Source organism: Nocardia sp. NPDC005366 (assembly GCF_040606855.1).
GTDB lineage: Bacteria > Actinomycetota > Actinomycetes > Mycobacteriales > Mycobacteriaceae > Nocardia.
Genome location: NZ_JBEXFQ010000014.1, coordinates 1 through 14,317, shown reverse-complemented (window position 1 = coordinate 14,317; position 14,317 = coordinate 1). Strand labels below are relative to the sequence as shown.

Below are 14,317 nucleotides of genomic sequence, written 5' to 3'. Positions count from 1 at the left end.
CCGGTGATTCAGATGGCGGTGGCCACGACCACCGGAGGCGGTGACGACACTACCGACGCCTCGAGGCTGACCGAATCCCGCCTTGTCCAGCGGTGTCGATCACCGCGCCGTGGCCACCGACGTCGCGGAACGGATCATCCCCTTCGTGCGCATGAGGTGTTCACCGAGATAGCCGTCGTGCGGGACACCGGGGCGCAGCCAGGTGGTGGGATTGTCGCCGAGATACAGGTTGGTGATGGACGGCTCGTCCAGCAACGCGTCGATCAACTCCGCACGTGTCGTCATCGCGGTGAGCACCAGCGAATTCCGCAGGGGCGCGACACCGTCCTCGGCGCGCCACGGACCCACCCACACGCACGGGAATCCGAGCTCGATATCGAGCTGCGGCGCGGCGCTGCTGGTGACGAGATGGACCGACGGGCGCAATACCGCTCCGCCGCCGGGCAATTCGTCGACGATGGTGTCACCACCGAGGATCGCGCGCGCGTCACCGGCGACGGCGTGCAGATATCGATCGACTTCCCGCGCGGATTCGGTCGGCCCGACGGTGAGAATCGCGTCGGGATGGTCCGCGGGCAGGCTCGGGATCGCCCGGAGCCGCTCCGCCAGCGCCTCCGCGACGGGTTCGGGATCGCCTTCGACGAGTATCGCGGTGGCGCAGGTGCACGCGGTGCCGCCGAGATGGCTCACCGATGCCGCGAGCAGATCGATTTTCGTTCGCCAGTCCACCTCACCGGTGAGCAGAATCTTCGAGCGACCCGGCCCCTGCGTCAGCACTCGCGAATTGGTCGCGTATTTGTCCACGACATCCTGTCCGCCGTACACGATCGCGAAATCGGATTCGGCGATGATCACATCCGCCGCGCTGTAATCGGTCGGCAACAGGGTGACGACATCGGGTGGGAATCCGGCCTCGCGCAGCGCGCTGACCAAGCGGAACGCCGTGAACGGCTCGCGCGTCGAAGGACGAACCGCCACTTTGTATCCCAGGGCGAGCGCTTCGGGCCACAGGCCGTGCACCGCGGGCGTGTTACCCGCGGCGTGCACGGCGAATATGTCGCCCTTGCGCGTCCAGACGGCCGCACCGTCGAGGGTCTGCGGTGCGTGCCATTCGTCCACGGCTCCCCGTGGCATCGCCAGTTCGCGGGTGAACCGCTGCGACCGCAGTACATCGGCCACCCATTCCACCGATTGCCGGACCACCGCGAGTGGCACACCGGAGGCGGTCGAGACCAACCCCGCGAACCCGTCCGGGTCGAGGCCGGCGACGGTGCCGTGCAGGAATGCTTCGGCGGCCTTATCGAGCGCCGACAGTCGATCGGCGGCGGGCAGTACCGGGGCCGCGCGCATCGCGGCGAGAGTGCGCCGCACGTACAGCGGGGGCACCTGGCTGATTTCGCCGATCCGCGCCCCGGCGAGCGAGATCAGCGGTTTGCGTTCACGGGCGCGGTAGGGGCCGGAGGGGCCGAGCGCGTCGATGTGGATGAGCATCAGTACACGCCCTCGATCACGGAATGGTCGTCGAAGGTCCGCACCGGACCGACATCGGCGACGGCGCAGCCGAGCGCGCCGGACAGGGGTTCGACCTTGGTCGCCATATCCCGCTCCAGATTGTTGGGCAGCAGCGCGTATTTGGTGAGGTGGTTCATCACCACCTGCCCGCGTTCGCCGACGGCGACATCGTCTCCGGTGTCGGGATCGACGACGCGGAAGGCGATGTAGGGACTCGGTGCGTCGAAGACCGCCAATTCGTCCTGACGCTCCTCCGGGCGCTCGCGCGACATGCCGAGGATCGTCGTACTGCCGTACAGACCCTTGAGCGGAATGCCAGGGAAGATCTCGCGCCGGAAGATGTCGCGGGAATCGGCATCCATATGCGCCCCGCTCCAGCAGATGAACTTCACCTGCTCGCGGATCGCGTCGACCAGTTCGGCGCGCCTGGCAATCCGTTCGAGCAGTGGCGGGGTGGTGATGAGAATTCCGACCGACTGGGAACGCAGGATATCGGCTGCCTGGTCGACGAGGTGTTCGGCGTAGCGATCCGCCTCTTCGGTGGCGCCACGGGCGATCAAATGCTTGATCCAGCGTGGGTCGAGGTCGATGGTGAATTTGACGCCGTCGTGTCTGCGCGCGCGGCGGGTGGCGAACTCTCCGAACATATGCGGTCCGCTCGGCGCGATGGCCAGGGTATTCACGGCACCGAGTGCGGCGTAGTGGAATTCATCCCATCCGAGGGCGAATTCCATCCACCGTTCGAACATCACGAATCGCTTCGGCGCGCCGGTCGTCCCGCCGCTTTCGAATATTCCGGCGATCACGGCGTCGGCTCCCCGCAATCCGCGGGGAATCAGATCGCCGACCGCGACATCGCGGAACTCGTTGATCACGTTGGGGAATCGCGTCAGATCGTCGAAGGTACGGATATCGGATACCGGGTCGAAGTCCAGGGTGCGCGCCCGGCGCAGCCAATACGGACTACCGGTCTCCGGGGAGAAATGCCATGCCATCAGTTCCCTGATGTATTCGTCCGGATCGACCGTGGCCGTGGAGATGTCGAGAATGGCAGAACACATGCGCCCTCCAGCTGCGTGTACGTCACGCACACCATCGCGCACCGGGACGGCCCGGTAAACCTGTGAGTCGCGATATCAATTACTCGATAAGAGAAGACAGGGCCCAGGTGCCGCGCGGTATCGGCCTGGTAGGCCGGACAGCAGTACCGGACGCTTCACGAATTGTCGACGAACTCCAGAAAATTCTGGAGTAGCACGGTGATTCGCGCGGGCTGTTCCAGACTGCTGGTGTGACCGCAGTTCGGGAGAATATGCAGCCGGGCCGATGGGATCAGTTCGGCGATACGTTCGGACCGCGCGGGCGGCGTCGCCACGTCGTCCGCCCCGACGACGACCTGGGTCGGCACGGTGATGCCCATGATCTCGCGTTCGATCGGTGCGCGCTCGGCCACGCCGAGGACCGCCCTGCGCACGGCCGCGCGATCGCCATGACGTAGGCGCGCCGCCCACTCGTCGATGACCGGCTTGTTGGCGGGGTCCGCGAGGAAAGCGCGGCCGAACAGATGCGAGGCGATGCTCCCGCGTATCGGTCCCGGGCCGAGCAGGCGGAAGGCCAGCGCCAGCCGCTTGTACTCACCGATCTTGCCCGGATCCTCGGCGGCGCAACTGGTGTCGAGCAGCGACAGCGAGCGCAGCAGCTCACCGTGGCGTGCGGCGATGCGCTGCCCGACGAACCCGCCCATGGACAGCCCCACCCAGTGCACCGGAGCGATCCCCAGCGTACGGATCACTCCGATCGCGTCGCGGGTGAGGGTGTCCATGTCGTATCCCCCTGCGGTCGGCGCAGTGTCGCCCTGTCCTCGCCAGTCGAGGGCGATACACCGGTACTGCCCGCGCAGGACGGTCATCTGGGCTCGGAACATCCAGCCGCCGAACAGCAGTCCGTGCCCGAAGACGATGGTGGTCGCGTCGGGCCGACCTGCCGGAACCCCTGTATCGGAGTAGGCGATCGGTATGCCGTCGACGGTGACGATGGGCACGATGCCGCCCTCGGTCAGGTGTTGAACAGTTTGACGTTGCGCATGGTCACCAACGCGGTGGCGCACAGGGATTCGCCGTCCTCCTCGATCGAGAACACCTCCGCGGCCGCGATCGTGATGAGCGCGCCGGGCTTGATCACTCTGCCGCGCGCCGCGACCGTCGGTCCTTTCGCGGGGGCGAGGATTTTCACGGTGTAGTCGATGGTCATATTCACCCAGCCGGGTTGCAGCAGTGTTCCCGCCGCCGATCCGGCGGCGAAATCGGCCAGCGAGCCGAGGACGCCACCCTGGAAATATCCGTCGTGCTGGGTGAGTTCGGCGCGATGCGGCTGGATGATCTCGGCTTCGCCCGGCGCTATCCGACCGAATTCGAAACCCAGGTGCCGGGCGGCGGGCATGCTGAGCACCGCTCCCGTCACTGCCGCTTCGAAATCCGGATTCGACGCTTCCCACGTCTGCACACTCATCAACTCCTCGGTCGCGGTTCTGGCGATTCTTCGTGTACTTCCGACGTCCAGCGCGCGAATTCGCCTTCCGCGTACCGGTGTCGAGCGGCGCTGCGCATGATCTTGCCGCTGCTGGTCTTCTGCACCTGACCGGCGACGGTGAGGATCAATTCGCCGATGGCGAGATCGTGCTCGCGCAGGACCGCGGCCCGGATCGAGCCGGAGATGTCGGCGTCCTCGCCCGACGCGTCACGCCGGATCTCCTGCACCACGACCAATTTCGTACCACTGCGTCCCTGCACCCCGAAAGCGGCACAGCCGCCGATTCGCAAGGTGGTGTGCGCGGTCTGCACGGTGTGTTCGATATCGTGCGGGTAATAGTTACGGCCACGGATGATGATCATGTCCTTCGAGCGGCCCACCACGTACAGTTCACCGTCGATGAGCAGACCGAGGTCGCCGGTGCGCAGGTAGGTCCGTGCCGGATCGCCCGCCAGGCGCGCGTGGAAACTCTGTTCGGTCGCCTCCGGCCGACACCAATAGCCCTGTGCGACATGGTCTCCCGATACCCAGATCTCCCCCACCCGATCCGGTGGGCACGGCTGGCCGGTGTCGGGGTCCACGATGCGCACGTCTTCATCCGCGAGCACAGTTCCGGAGCCGACGAGGGTGCGGGATCGCTGCGGCGTAGCACCGACGTAGCGCAGCTCGGCGAGTGCTTCGGCATCGGCGTCCACCGTGCGCGGCCCGCGGCCCTTGGCGCTCGCCGCGACCAGTAGGGTGGCTTCGGCCAGGCCATAGCACGGGTAGAGCGCCGTGGCATCGAATCCGTACGGCGCGAACGTTTTCGCGAACGCCGACAGCGTCTCGGAGCGGATCGGCTCGGCTCCGTTGAACGCCACTCGCCAGCTGCCCAGGTCCCATTCGCCCGGATCGGCGCTCGCGGCGCGTGCGACACAGGCGTCGAAGGCGAAATTCGGGCCGCCGCTGGTATGCGCGCGGTATCGGGATATCGCCGTCAGCCACAGCAGCGGCCTGCGAATGAAGGTGGACGGCGACATGAGGACACTGGTAGCGCCCACATAGAGGGGCTGGAGCACATTGCCGATCAGACCCTGATCATGGAAGAACGGGGCCCAGCCGACCACCGTCGAATCCCGGTCGTGGCCGAACGCCCGCCGGATCATCTCCTCGTTCGCGACCAGGTTCCGGTGCGTGACGACGACACCTTTGGGGATCGATGTCGATCCGGACGTGTACTGCAGGAATGCGATCGAATCCGGTTCGGCGGCCCGGCGGATGCCGGTGTTCGCGGCGGGAAGATCGTCGACGGCGAGCCAGTGGTCCGCCGCGCACAGGCCGGTGAGCGCCGCCCGCAGCGGGTCGGCGAACGCCGTCAGGGTCAGCACGGCGGCGGGTCGGCAATCGGCCACAATGGCACGCGTCGCGGCCCGCACGGTACCGCGGCGCGGCGGATCGATCGGCACCGCGATCACACCCGCGTACAGACAGCCGAAATACGCGACGATGAAATCGAGGCATTGCGGGAACACCAGCAGCGCGCGGTCGCCGGGCGCACACCGCTCGGCGAGTGCGGCGGCCACGGCGAGCGCCCGATCGTGTAGTCGCCGATAGGTCAGAGTGGCTGTCTCCTCGCCTCTTTCGTCGAGGAACACGTAAGCCGCGCGATCCGGTTCCTCGGCGGCGCGACCTTCGAGGATGTCGGGAAGCAATCGCATATCGGTCCTCATCGCGACACCGCCACGTTGTCGCCGGGCGCCCGGGTGTCCGCCACCCGCGCGCCCACCACACCGACCGGCAGACGCGACAACCCGCGGACGATGAAACTGTGTTCCTGCCAGTGGAATTCGTCGCCACGCAATGCGAGGTCCGGCGCGTGCCGGAACAGGTGCTCGAACGCGATCTCCGCCTGCGCTCGGGCCAATATCCCACCAAGGCATCCGTGCATCCCGTGTCCGAAGGCGAGGTGATCCGCACCGGATCGGGTCGGATCGAATGCGTCCGGCCGGTCGAAGACCGACGGGTCACGGTTGGCCGCGCCGAGGCAGAGCAGCAGTTGATCGCCCGCCGCTATCGGTGTGCCGCCGATCTCGATGTCGCGGGTGGCCAGCCGTTTGGTCAGCTGCAGCGGAGGGTCGTAGCGCAACGTCTCCCGCACCGCGGCCCCGGCCCGGGTGGGATCGCGGCGCAGCAGCGCGGCCTGGTCCGGGTGTCGCAGCAGGGCCAGCACGCCATTGCCGATCAATGATGTCGTGGTCTCGTTGCCCGCGACGAAGCACATGATGCAGACGAAGATCAACTCCTCCTCGCTCAGCGCGTCACCACCCGAGGTGCGGGCCGCGAGCAAACGGCTGATCAGATCGGGGCCGGGGCGGGAACGGCGTTCGGCGAGCACGTCCCCCAGCGCCTCGGCGAACCGCTCGACCACCTCGTGCACGCGGTCGAAATCCGCCGCCTTCATCATCCCCGGCTCGAGCAGGAACCGGATGTCGTGGGTCCACAAGCCGACCTGTCCGCGCAGGTCGGCCGGTAATGCCATCCATTCGGACAACACACGCACCGGGATCGGCGCGGCGAAATCCGCGATCACGTCGAATTCGTCCGCAGGTGTCGCGGCGTGCCACACATCCGCCACGACCCCGGAGATCAGTGGACGCAATTCGGCCACGGCCTGCGCGGTGAACACCCGGTTCACCAGTCCGCGCAACCTCGCGTGATCGGGATTGTCGGTGAACACCAATGATTTTCGCCCAAGACGCGCGATACGCGCGGTATCGCGGCGGCCGAGCCGCTCGGCCTGTTCGGCGACAAGTCGCGGGATGAGCCCGGCGCTGAACGAGCGGTCCTGGAGTACGGCGCGGATATCCGCGTGCCGGGTGAGCACCCACATGCCCAGCGTTCTGTGCACCGGCTCGCTTTCGCGCAGCCGCTGGTACAGCGGGTAGGGATCGCGGCGGAACTCCGCGCCGAACGGATTGAACCGCACGCGCGGCCGGACCCGATCGTTGGCGGGAACGGTCATCGCGTACGCCCGTCACCGGTGCCGAAGAATCCGGTGCCGTAGGGCGCGAGCACGAGGCGCAGCAGGCCGATCTTGCCCATGCGGAACCCGAGTGCCGACAGTTTCAGGTAGCGCTCGTACCTGGCGACCGTTTCCGCACCGACAATTTCGGTGGCCTCGCCACGGTGGGCGCGCAGCCTGCGCGCCCACTCGGCGCAGGTCCACGCGTAGTCGAGGCGGCCGTTGGTGATCGAGCGCACCTCGAAAACGCCTTCGGCCGCCGCGGTGATCTCGGCCAGGGTCGGCAGGTCGGCGTCGGGGAAGATCTCACGCTGCATGAACAGACTGGCGCGGTCGCGTTCCATGTTCGCGTAGGCGATGGTCTGCAGCGACAGCACGCCTCCCGGTCGCGTCCACTCTCGGCAGCGGGTGAAGAACTCACGGTAGACGCCGATCTTCTCGGTCGGCGAATCGTCCGGCCTGGCGAAATGTTCGAAGGCGCCGATCGAGACGATGCCGTCGAAGCGGGTATCGGGCTCGTAATCGAGCCAATCCCGCACGCGCACTTCCACACCCGGATAGGCGCGCGAGCGCACATACTCGGCCTGGCGTTCGCTGAGGGTCAGTCCGACCGACCGCGCGACCCCGTGCCGCACCGCGAGGCGCTCCAGTATCGCGCCCCATCCGCAGCCGATATCGAGTACCGCCGTGGCATTCTCGGCGTCGATCGCGTCCAAGTGGTGACGCAGTTTGCGTTCCTGGGCCATTTCCAGTGTGTCGTCGGCATTTTCACGCAGCGCACACGAATAGGTCAGGGACGGGTCGAGCCAGAGTCGGTAGAAATCGTTGCCCGCGTCGTAGTGGTGCCTGATCGCGGCAGCGGCCGTCTCGGTCCGATCGGCGTCGATCGCCGCCATGATCAGGCCACGGTCGGCGTGGTGCGCGCGTGCAGATAGGCGGCGACCGCGTCGAGGTTGGGGTTCTCGAACAGGTCCTCGGGCGCCAGATCGACTCCGTAGCGCTCTTCGACCTCGATCAGCAGTGAGACGGCGAGGGCGGAGTCGATGCCGAGCCTGTCGAAGTCCACCGCCGGATCCACCGCGGCGGCGGGAATCTCGAGGAGGTTCCCGAGGTATTCCTGGCACCACCGGACGATCGCTTCTCGGCTCGTATCCACGATGACTGTTCCTTTACGCTGCGTGACGGACTGAATCGGATGTACCGGAAATACGTTTGGCGGCCATGCGCGCCTGGGACGGCCGCTTCAGCTCCCAGGCCAGGCCGCAGGACTCGAGCACCGTGATCAGCCAGAAGCCGGGGTCGAGCCGGTACCACTGCAAACCGAACGATGGGGATTCCGGGAACGCGTGGTGATTGTTGTGCCACGATTCGCCCAGCGTCGCCAGCGCGAAGACGCCGCCGTTGTGACTGTTCTCCCGCGACTCGTACGGGCGGGTGCCGAACATGTGCAGGAAGGAATTGATCGCCCACACGATATGTTCGAGAACGAAGATCCGCACGAAACCGCCCCACAGCAGACCGCTCACCGCACCGGTCCAGCTCAGCGAGACGAGCCAGCCGATCACCGCGGGAATCAGCAGCCCGAGCCCCACCCAGTAGTAGTACAGCCGGGCGATCCGCATGAGGGCGCGATCCTTGATGAGGTCGGGCGCGTAGTGCACGACATTCGGGTACTCGTGGCGGCGCATCCAGAGGAAATGCGAATGCGCCAGGCCGCGCAGCGCGCCGAGGACGCCCGCGCCGGACAGATTCGGTGAATGCGGATCGCCTTCGCGGTCACTGTTCTCGTGATGACGCCGGTGCAGCGCGACCCAGGACACGACACCGCCCTGGGCGGCCATCGAGCCGAGCACGGCGAGTACCGACGCGACCCACGGTTCGGTCTTGAACGTGCGATGGGTGAACAGGCGGTGGTATCCGACGGTCACACCGAGACCGGTGATCAGCCACATCGAGAACAGCAGCGCGAATTCCATGACACCGAATGGGCGAACGAGCAGGAATCCGAATGCGACGACGGTGCCGAGGATCGGCGCGACGTCGAACAGGAGGAAATGCCGACGCTGGAGTCGGTGAATATACGGGCTGCTGATCGTTTTCCGTCGCGGTATCGAATTCTCGGGTAGCACGGCATCTTCGGCCATCACTCGACTTCGCCTTCATCGATTTGTTCGGCTTGATCTTCCGACCGTAACAGCGGCGATGGAACTCACCGGCGAACGATCGTATTCCTGATCGCGGGATCGAAATACGCGATGACAACGATGGATCGACAGTTCATCGGCGCAATCGCACGGGGAGTTCGTGCAGGCCGCGGATCAATGTGCTCACCTGCCAGCGCGCCGGGAACGCGCCCGACGCGAGCGCGAGATCCGGAAACCGTCGCAGCAGCGCGGTGAACGCGATCGATGCTTCCATCCTCGCCAGCGGCGCACCGACGCAGAAATGGATGCCGTGCCCGAAAGCGAGATGGCCGCCGGCGTCACCGTCGATATCGAGCACGTCGGGATCGCGGAATCGATCGGCATCGCGGTTCGCGGCGGCGAGTGCGACGTACACGAGTTCACCCGCCGGGATATCGGTATCCCCGACGCGCACCGATTCCTCGGTGTATCGCACCGTCGCCATATCCACCGGGCCGTCATAGCGCAGGAATTCCTCGACCGCGGCGGGTACCGCCGACGGATCGGCGCGCAGTGCGTCGAGCTGGGATCGGTCGCGCAGCAACGCATGCACGCCGTTGCCGATCAGATTGACCGTGGTCTCGTGGCCTGCGACCAGCAGCAGGAAGGCCATGGATACCAATTCGGCCTCGGTGAGCCGGTCGTCGTCCTCGCGGGCGTGGACGAGGGCCGAGAGCAGATCCTCGGCGGGGTCGTCCTGTTTGGCACGCACCAGTTCGCGCAGATACGAGACCATCGCGACCGAGGCACGGGCACGTTCCTCGTCGCGGCCGAGAACACCCACCAGCGCCTTGGTCCAGTCGTGGAAGTCGTCGCGATCGGCGAACGGGATGCCGAGCAGTTCGCAGATCACCCGCACCGGCAGCGGTACCGCGAACGCCGCCATGAGGTCGACCTCGTCGTGCGCGGACATCTCATCGAGCAGACCGGCGGTGATCTGTTCGACGCGCGGGCGCAATTCGGCCACCTTGCGCGCGGTGAAGGCCTTGTTCACCAATTTGCGCAACCGATGGTGGTCCGGCGGATCGGTATTGAGCATATGGGTGTTCAGCGCGAGCCATTGCGGACTCATCGGCGGTGTGCGCCGCTTCGCGCTCAGCAACTCCTCGATCCGCAGCGCGTTCTTGCGCAGACGCGGATCCGCCAGGGCCGCTCGCGCTTCGGCGTAACCGACGATCACCCAGCGCGACGCGCCGTCGGGGAATCGGACCCGGTGCACCGGCCCCTGTTCGCGCCATACCCGATAGTGGGCGTGCGGATCGGCGAAGAAATCGTCATCGAGTGTGGCGATCCGGTCGGCGGCCTCGATATCGACCATGACGTTCTCCCTGCGGTAGTCGGTCGGTCCCGGGGCGGACACGACGGCCCCGGCGGGATCGGGTACGGGTCAGAGATCGAGCACGAGCAGATCGGACCCGGCGCGCGACACGCACAACATCATCGTCTCTCCGCGCGACCGCTCGTCGGCGGTCAATATCGAATCCCGGTGTTCGATCTCCCCCGCCAGCACCGGTGTCTCGCAACTACCGCAGGTGCCTTCGCGACAGGAGGTGACGACGGAGACGCCCGCGGCTTCGAGGACATCGACGATGCTCTGGCGCGTCCCGACACGCAGGGTGCGTCCGTCGCGCGCGAGCCGGATGTCGAATGGGCGATCGGACGCGGTGTCGACCGCGCGCGGCACGAATCGCTCGGTGCGCACGGCGATGCCCCGTCGCGCGGCTTCGGTTTCCACGGCGCTGAGCAGCGGTTCGGGGCCGCAGCAGTACACGGTGGCATCGCCGCGCTCGTCCAGTATCGCGCCGAGCGGCAAGAGTCCGTGGACGTCCTGTGGCAGCAGGTTCGCTGTCGGGAAGTCTCGCGCGATGTCCTCGGCGAAGGCCATGTGCTCGCGCGTCCTCGCCCCGTAGTAGAGCTCCCAGTGCGCGCCCGCGGTCTCGGCCGCCGCCGCCATCGGCAGAATCGGGGTGATACCGATTCCGCCCGCGATGAACAGATAGCGTTCGTCCGGTTCCAGCGCGAAATTATTGCGCGGCGACGACACCCGCAATTCGACACCGGGGGTCGCGGTGCGATGGAGCAGATCCGAACCGCCGCGCCCGGACGGTTCGTGCAGGATCGCGATGCGCCACCGCCGCCGGTCGGCGGGGTCCCCGCACAGAGAGTACTGACGCACTCCCGCCGCCCCCACCGCGACATCGATATGGGCTCCCGGCGACCAGGGCGGCAATTCGGCGCCGTCGACGGCGGCGAGTTCGAGGGCGAACACCGCGGTGGCCTCGTCGCGACGGGCGGTGATCCGTACCGGCAAGTCGGTCATACGGCCACTGTCGCCGAGCGCCGGAAGCGGCAGCCACCTGGTTCACGCAGTCGATTCGCGCAATCGACGTTGACTATCGTCCGGCGCGCCCGACGCGGAGCCGACCGACACTGGCCGCATGACCTCAGTGGCGCACTTGGTCGAGAAGACCACCGAATTCGTCCGTAACCACGTCTTTCCGGTCGAGCGAGAGGTAGTCGCCGACGGCCGGGTAATGGATGACGCACTGCGACTGGAATTGCAGAAGAAGGCGAAGGAGGCGGGCGTGTTCGGCCCGCTGTCCGATCCGCGATACGGCGGTCTCGGTCTCGATACCAGGGCCCAGGCCCAGGTGCTCGAGGCGGCGGGGGCCAGCCTGATCGGTCCGCTCGCGGTGAACGCGTGGGCGCCCGACGACGGCAATATCCACCTGCTGGCCCATGTCGCGAACCCCGAACAGCAGCAGCGCTATCTCGCGCCGCTGGCGTCGGGCGAGGTGCGCTCGGCCATCGCCATGACCGAACCCGCGCCCGGCGCCGGTTCGGATCCGAGCATGCTGAGAACCTTCGCCGAGGAGACCGACAGCGGCTGGGTCATCAACGGGGCCAAGCATTTCACCACCGGCGCGCAGGGCGCCGCCTTCACCATCTGCGTCGCGCGGACCAATGACGGCCCGACGATGTTCCTTGTCGACGCGGACAATCCCGGATTGCGGGTCGGCAGGCGTATGCCGACGCTCGACCACTCCAGCGCACCCGGCGGTCACTGCGAGGTCCGCTTCGTGGACTGCGAAGTTCCCGATTCGGCGGTACTCGGCGCGGTCGGCCAGGGTCTGGCCCTGGCTCAGGTGCGGCTGGCCCCGTCGCGCCTGGTGTTCTGCATGAATTGGCTCGGACTCGCCGTCCGTGGACATCACCTCGCCATCGACCACATCGGCAGGCGGACCGGCTTCGGCTCGCCCATTGCCGAACACGGTCTCGCCCAGGGCCTGATCGCCGACAACGAAATCGATATCGCGGCGGCGCGCGGACTGATCCGCCAGGCCGCCGCCACCATCGATGAACAGGGCCCGGCGTCCTCGCTGGCCAAACACGAGACCTCGATCGCGAAAACCTTTGTGTCCGAGGCTGTATGGCGCGTGCTCGACCGGGCCGTCCAGTTGCACGGCGGTCTCGGCGTCTGCGAGGACCATCTGGTCGCCCGCTTCCTGGTCGAGGCGCGCGCTTTCCGGATCTACGAGGGACCGTCCGAAGTTCTGCGGTGGTCGATCGCCCGCCGCGCCCTGCGGCCGACGCGCTGAGGCCGACCACTCCACCGAGAAAAGGTATTGACGATGACCACACGTGAAATCGCCGGATTCGCGGCGGCCTACCCCGAACTCGACTACGCCGCGATCGATTACGACTATCTGCACGCGGTATCGCAGGAGATGGTGCCCTTCGCCCAGCGAGTCGGCACCCTCGTCACCGAGATCAGCGCGGACCGCGCGGTCGTGGAGATCCCGGCCGACGACTCGGTGCGCAACCACATGGGGACGGTGCACGCGGGCGCGCTGTTCACCGCGGCCGATATCGCGGGCGCGGCGGCCTTCGTCGGCGCGGCCGCCGCCCGGCTGTTCACCATCGAACGGCTGGTCTTGCGGGGCGGGACGGCCTCCTACCGTAAACCCGCGGTGGGCCGTATCCGCGCCGTCGCCACCGTCGACCAGCGTGATGTGGCCGACGTGCTCGGCGCGGTCGCCGGCGGGCGGTTCGAGTTGGCGGGCAAGGCCCTGCTGCTCGATGACAACGATGTCGTCGTCGCGAAATTCACCTTCGACTACATCTGCGACGTGACGGGCGCGGAGGCGGACCGGTGACCTCGGGGGCCCGCACGGCGAAATCCGAATTCGCCGCGCTGGAGTCGGTCGCGGTGCCGACCTCCGACGGCGTGACCTTCACCGTCCGGTTCCTGCCCGCGGCGAAGCCGGACGCACCGGTGGTGCTCATCATTCCCGCCATGGCGATGAAGGCAAGGAACTATCTCGCCCTCGCCAAGGCGCTCAATGCGCAGGGTCTTTCGGTGGCGACGTGCGATCTGCGGGCACACGGTGAGGCCGTGCCCGCACTCGGCGAGCACACCGATTTCGGCTATCGCGAAATGCTGGAAATCGATATGCCGGCCCTGGTGTCGGCGGTGCGCACACGATTCCCCCTCGCACCGTTGCACCTGTTCGGGCACAGCCTCGGTGGTCAGTTGGCGCTGCTGTTCGCGGCGGCCGAGCCCGAGCGGGTCGCCGGCGTCGTCACCATCGGCACCGGCACCGTGTTCTGGTGGGCGTTCGGACCCCGCCGCTGGTACGAGGCGCTGAGCCAGATCCAGTGGATCGGGCTGGTCGCGCGGTGGAAGGGGCACTGGCCCGGCGGGGTGCTGATCCCCGCGCCCATGCCGGGCGGGGTCATGATCGACTGGTCGGTGCATTCGCTGACAAGCTACTACCGTCCCAAAGGAACCAAACGCCGCTACAACAGGCTGCTGTCGCGCATGACGCTGCCGGTGCTGCCGATCTCGCTGTCCGAGGATGTGCTCGGTCCGAAATCGAATGTCGACTTCCTGGTGTCGCGTATGCCCGCCGCTCGGGTCTCGCGGTGGCATATCGACGAGAATTCCGACGTCGCCCATCGCGACCATTTCCGGTGGGTGGAGGATTCGGCGACGATCGCGCCGATCGTCGCGGGGTGGATCACCGCGGGCGATCTACCCGGATAGTTCGAGGCACAACGAAGGAGGCGGTCGAGATACTCGACCGCCTCC

Annotated in this window: 14 protein-coding genes; 3 read left to right on the top strand and 11 right to left on the bottom strand. The window is 67.0% G+C overall.

All coding sequences use genetic code 11. The features are described from left to right. Positions 1 to 99: 99 nt before the first annotated feature. The 11 genes from ABZS43_RS17635 to ABZS43_RS17585 form a co-directional block, all read right to left on the bottom strand. Positions 100 to 1,491: an aldehyde dehydrogenase family protein gene (locus tag ABZS43_RS17635; RefSeq protein ID WP_355036960.1), complete on the bottom strand. Its 1,392-nt coding sequence runs from the start codon at positions 1,489 to 1,491 to the stop codon at positions 100 to 102. After that, a complete protein-coding gene (locus ABZS43_RS17630; protein ID WP_355036959.1) occupies positions 1,491 to 2,573 on the bottom strand; it encodes an AMP-binding protein in 1,083 nt (360 codons plus the stop codon). The genes ABZS43_RS17635 and ABZS43_RS17630 overlap by 1 nt, the downstream gene beginning before the upstream one ends. 155 nt (positions 2,574 to 2,728) lie before the next feature. Beyond that, positions 2,729 to 3,553: an alpha/beta fold hydrolase gene (locus tag ABZS43_RS17625; protein ID WP_355036958.1), complete on the bottom strand. Its 825-nt coding sequence runs from the start codon at positions 3,551 to 3,553 to the stop codon at positions 2,729 to 2,731. A gap of 14 nt (positions 3,554 to 3,567) precedes the next feature. Further along, positions 3,568 to 4,020 carry a PaaI family thioesterase gene (locus ABZS43_RS17620; RefSeq protein WP_355036957.1) on the bottom strand — a complete coding sequence of 151 codons (453 nt, stop codon included), beginning with the start codon at positions 4,018 to 4,020 and terminating at the stop codon, positions 3,568 to 3,570. Next, positions 4,020 to 5,738 (bottom strand): fatty acyl-AMP ligase, encoded by a 1,719-nt coding sequence (locus tag ABZS43_RS17615; RefSeq protein ID WP_355036956.1) that lies wholly within the window; start codon positions 5,736 to 5,738, stop codon positions 4,020 to 4,022. Before ABZS43_RS17615 ends, ABZS43_RS17620 begins: the two co-directional genes overlap by 1 nt. Positions 5,739 to 5,746: 8 nt before the next feature. Continuing rightward, positions 5,747 to 7,042, bottom strand: coding sequence for a cytochrome P450 (locus tag ABZS43_RS17610; protein WP_355036955.1), 1,296 nt, complete (start codon positions 7,040 to 7,042; stop codon positions 5,747 to 5,749). Further along, on the bottom strand, positions 7,039 to 7,938 hold the full coding sequence (locus ABZS43_RS17605) for a class I SAM-dependent methyltransferase (RefSeq protein ID WP_355036954.1): 900 nt from the start codon (positions 7,936 to 7,938) through the stop codon (positions 7,039 to 7,041). Before ABZS43_RS17605 ends, ABZS43_RS17610 begins: the two co-directional genes overlap by 4 nt. Before the next feature lie 2 nt (positions 7,939 to 7,940). Continuing rightward, on the bottom strand, positions 7,941 to 8,198 hold the full coding sequence (locus ABZS43_RS17600) for an acyl carrier protein (protein WP_355036953.1): 258 nt from the start codon (positions 8,196 to 8,198) through the stop codon (positions 7,941 to 7,943). A 13-nt stretch (positions 8,199 to 8,211) separates the two neighbouring features. Then, on the bottom strand, positions 8,212 to 9,186 hold the full coding sequence (locus ABZS43_RS17595) for a fatty acid desaturase (protein ID WP_355037106.1): 975 nt from the start codon (positions 9,184 to 9,186) through the stop codon (positions 8,212 to 8,214). Between the two features lie 133 nt (positions 9,187 to 9,319). Next, positions 9,320 to 10,585, bottom strand: a complete 1,266-nt coding sequence (locus tag ABZS43_RS17590; protein WP_355036952.1) for a cytochrome P450 — start codon at positions 10,583 to 10,585, stop codon at positions 9,320 to 9,322. 27 nt (positions 10,586 to 10,612) lie between these two features. Continuing rightward, a complete protein-coding gene (locus tag ABZS43_RS17585; protein ID WP_355036951.1) occupies positions 10,613 to 11,545 on the bottom strand; it encodes a PDR/VanB family oxidoreductase in 933 nt (310 codons plus the stop codon). 118 nt (positions 11,546 to 11,663) lie between these two features. Between ABZS43_RS17585 and ABZS43_RS17580 the strand changes: the two genes are divergently transcribed. The 3 genes from ABZS43_RS17580 to ABZS43_RS17570 are packed head-to-tail and all read left to right on the top strand — an operon-like array spanning position 11,664 to position 14,272. After that, on the top strand, positions 11,664 to 12,824 hold the full coding sequence (locus ABZS43_RS17580; RefSeq protein ID WP_355036950.1) for an acyl-CoA dehydrogenase family protein: 1,161 nt from the start codon (positions 11,664 to 11,666) through the stop codon (positions 12,822 to 12,824). A gap of 33 nt (positions 12,825 to 12,857) precedes the next feature. After that, a complete protein-coding gene (locus ABZS43_RS17575; protein WP_355036949.1) occupies positions 12,858 to 13,382 on the top strand; it encodes a YiiD C-terminal domain-containing protein in 525 nt (174 codons plus the stop codon). Further along, positions 13,379 to 14,272: an alpha/beta fold hydrolase gene (locus ABZS43_RS17570; protein WP_355036948.1), complete on the top strand. Its 894-nt coding sequence runs from the start codon at positions 13,379 to 13,381 to the stop codon at positions 14,270 to 14,272. Before ABZS43_RS17575 ends, ABZS43_RS17570 begins: the two co-directional genes overlap by 4 nt. Positions 14,273 to 14,317 lie beyond the last annotated feature (45 nt).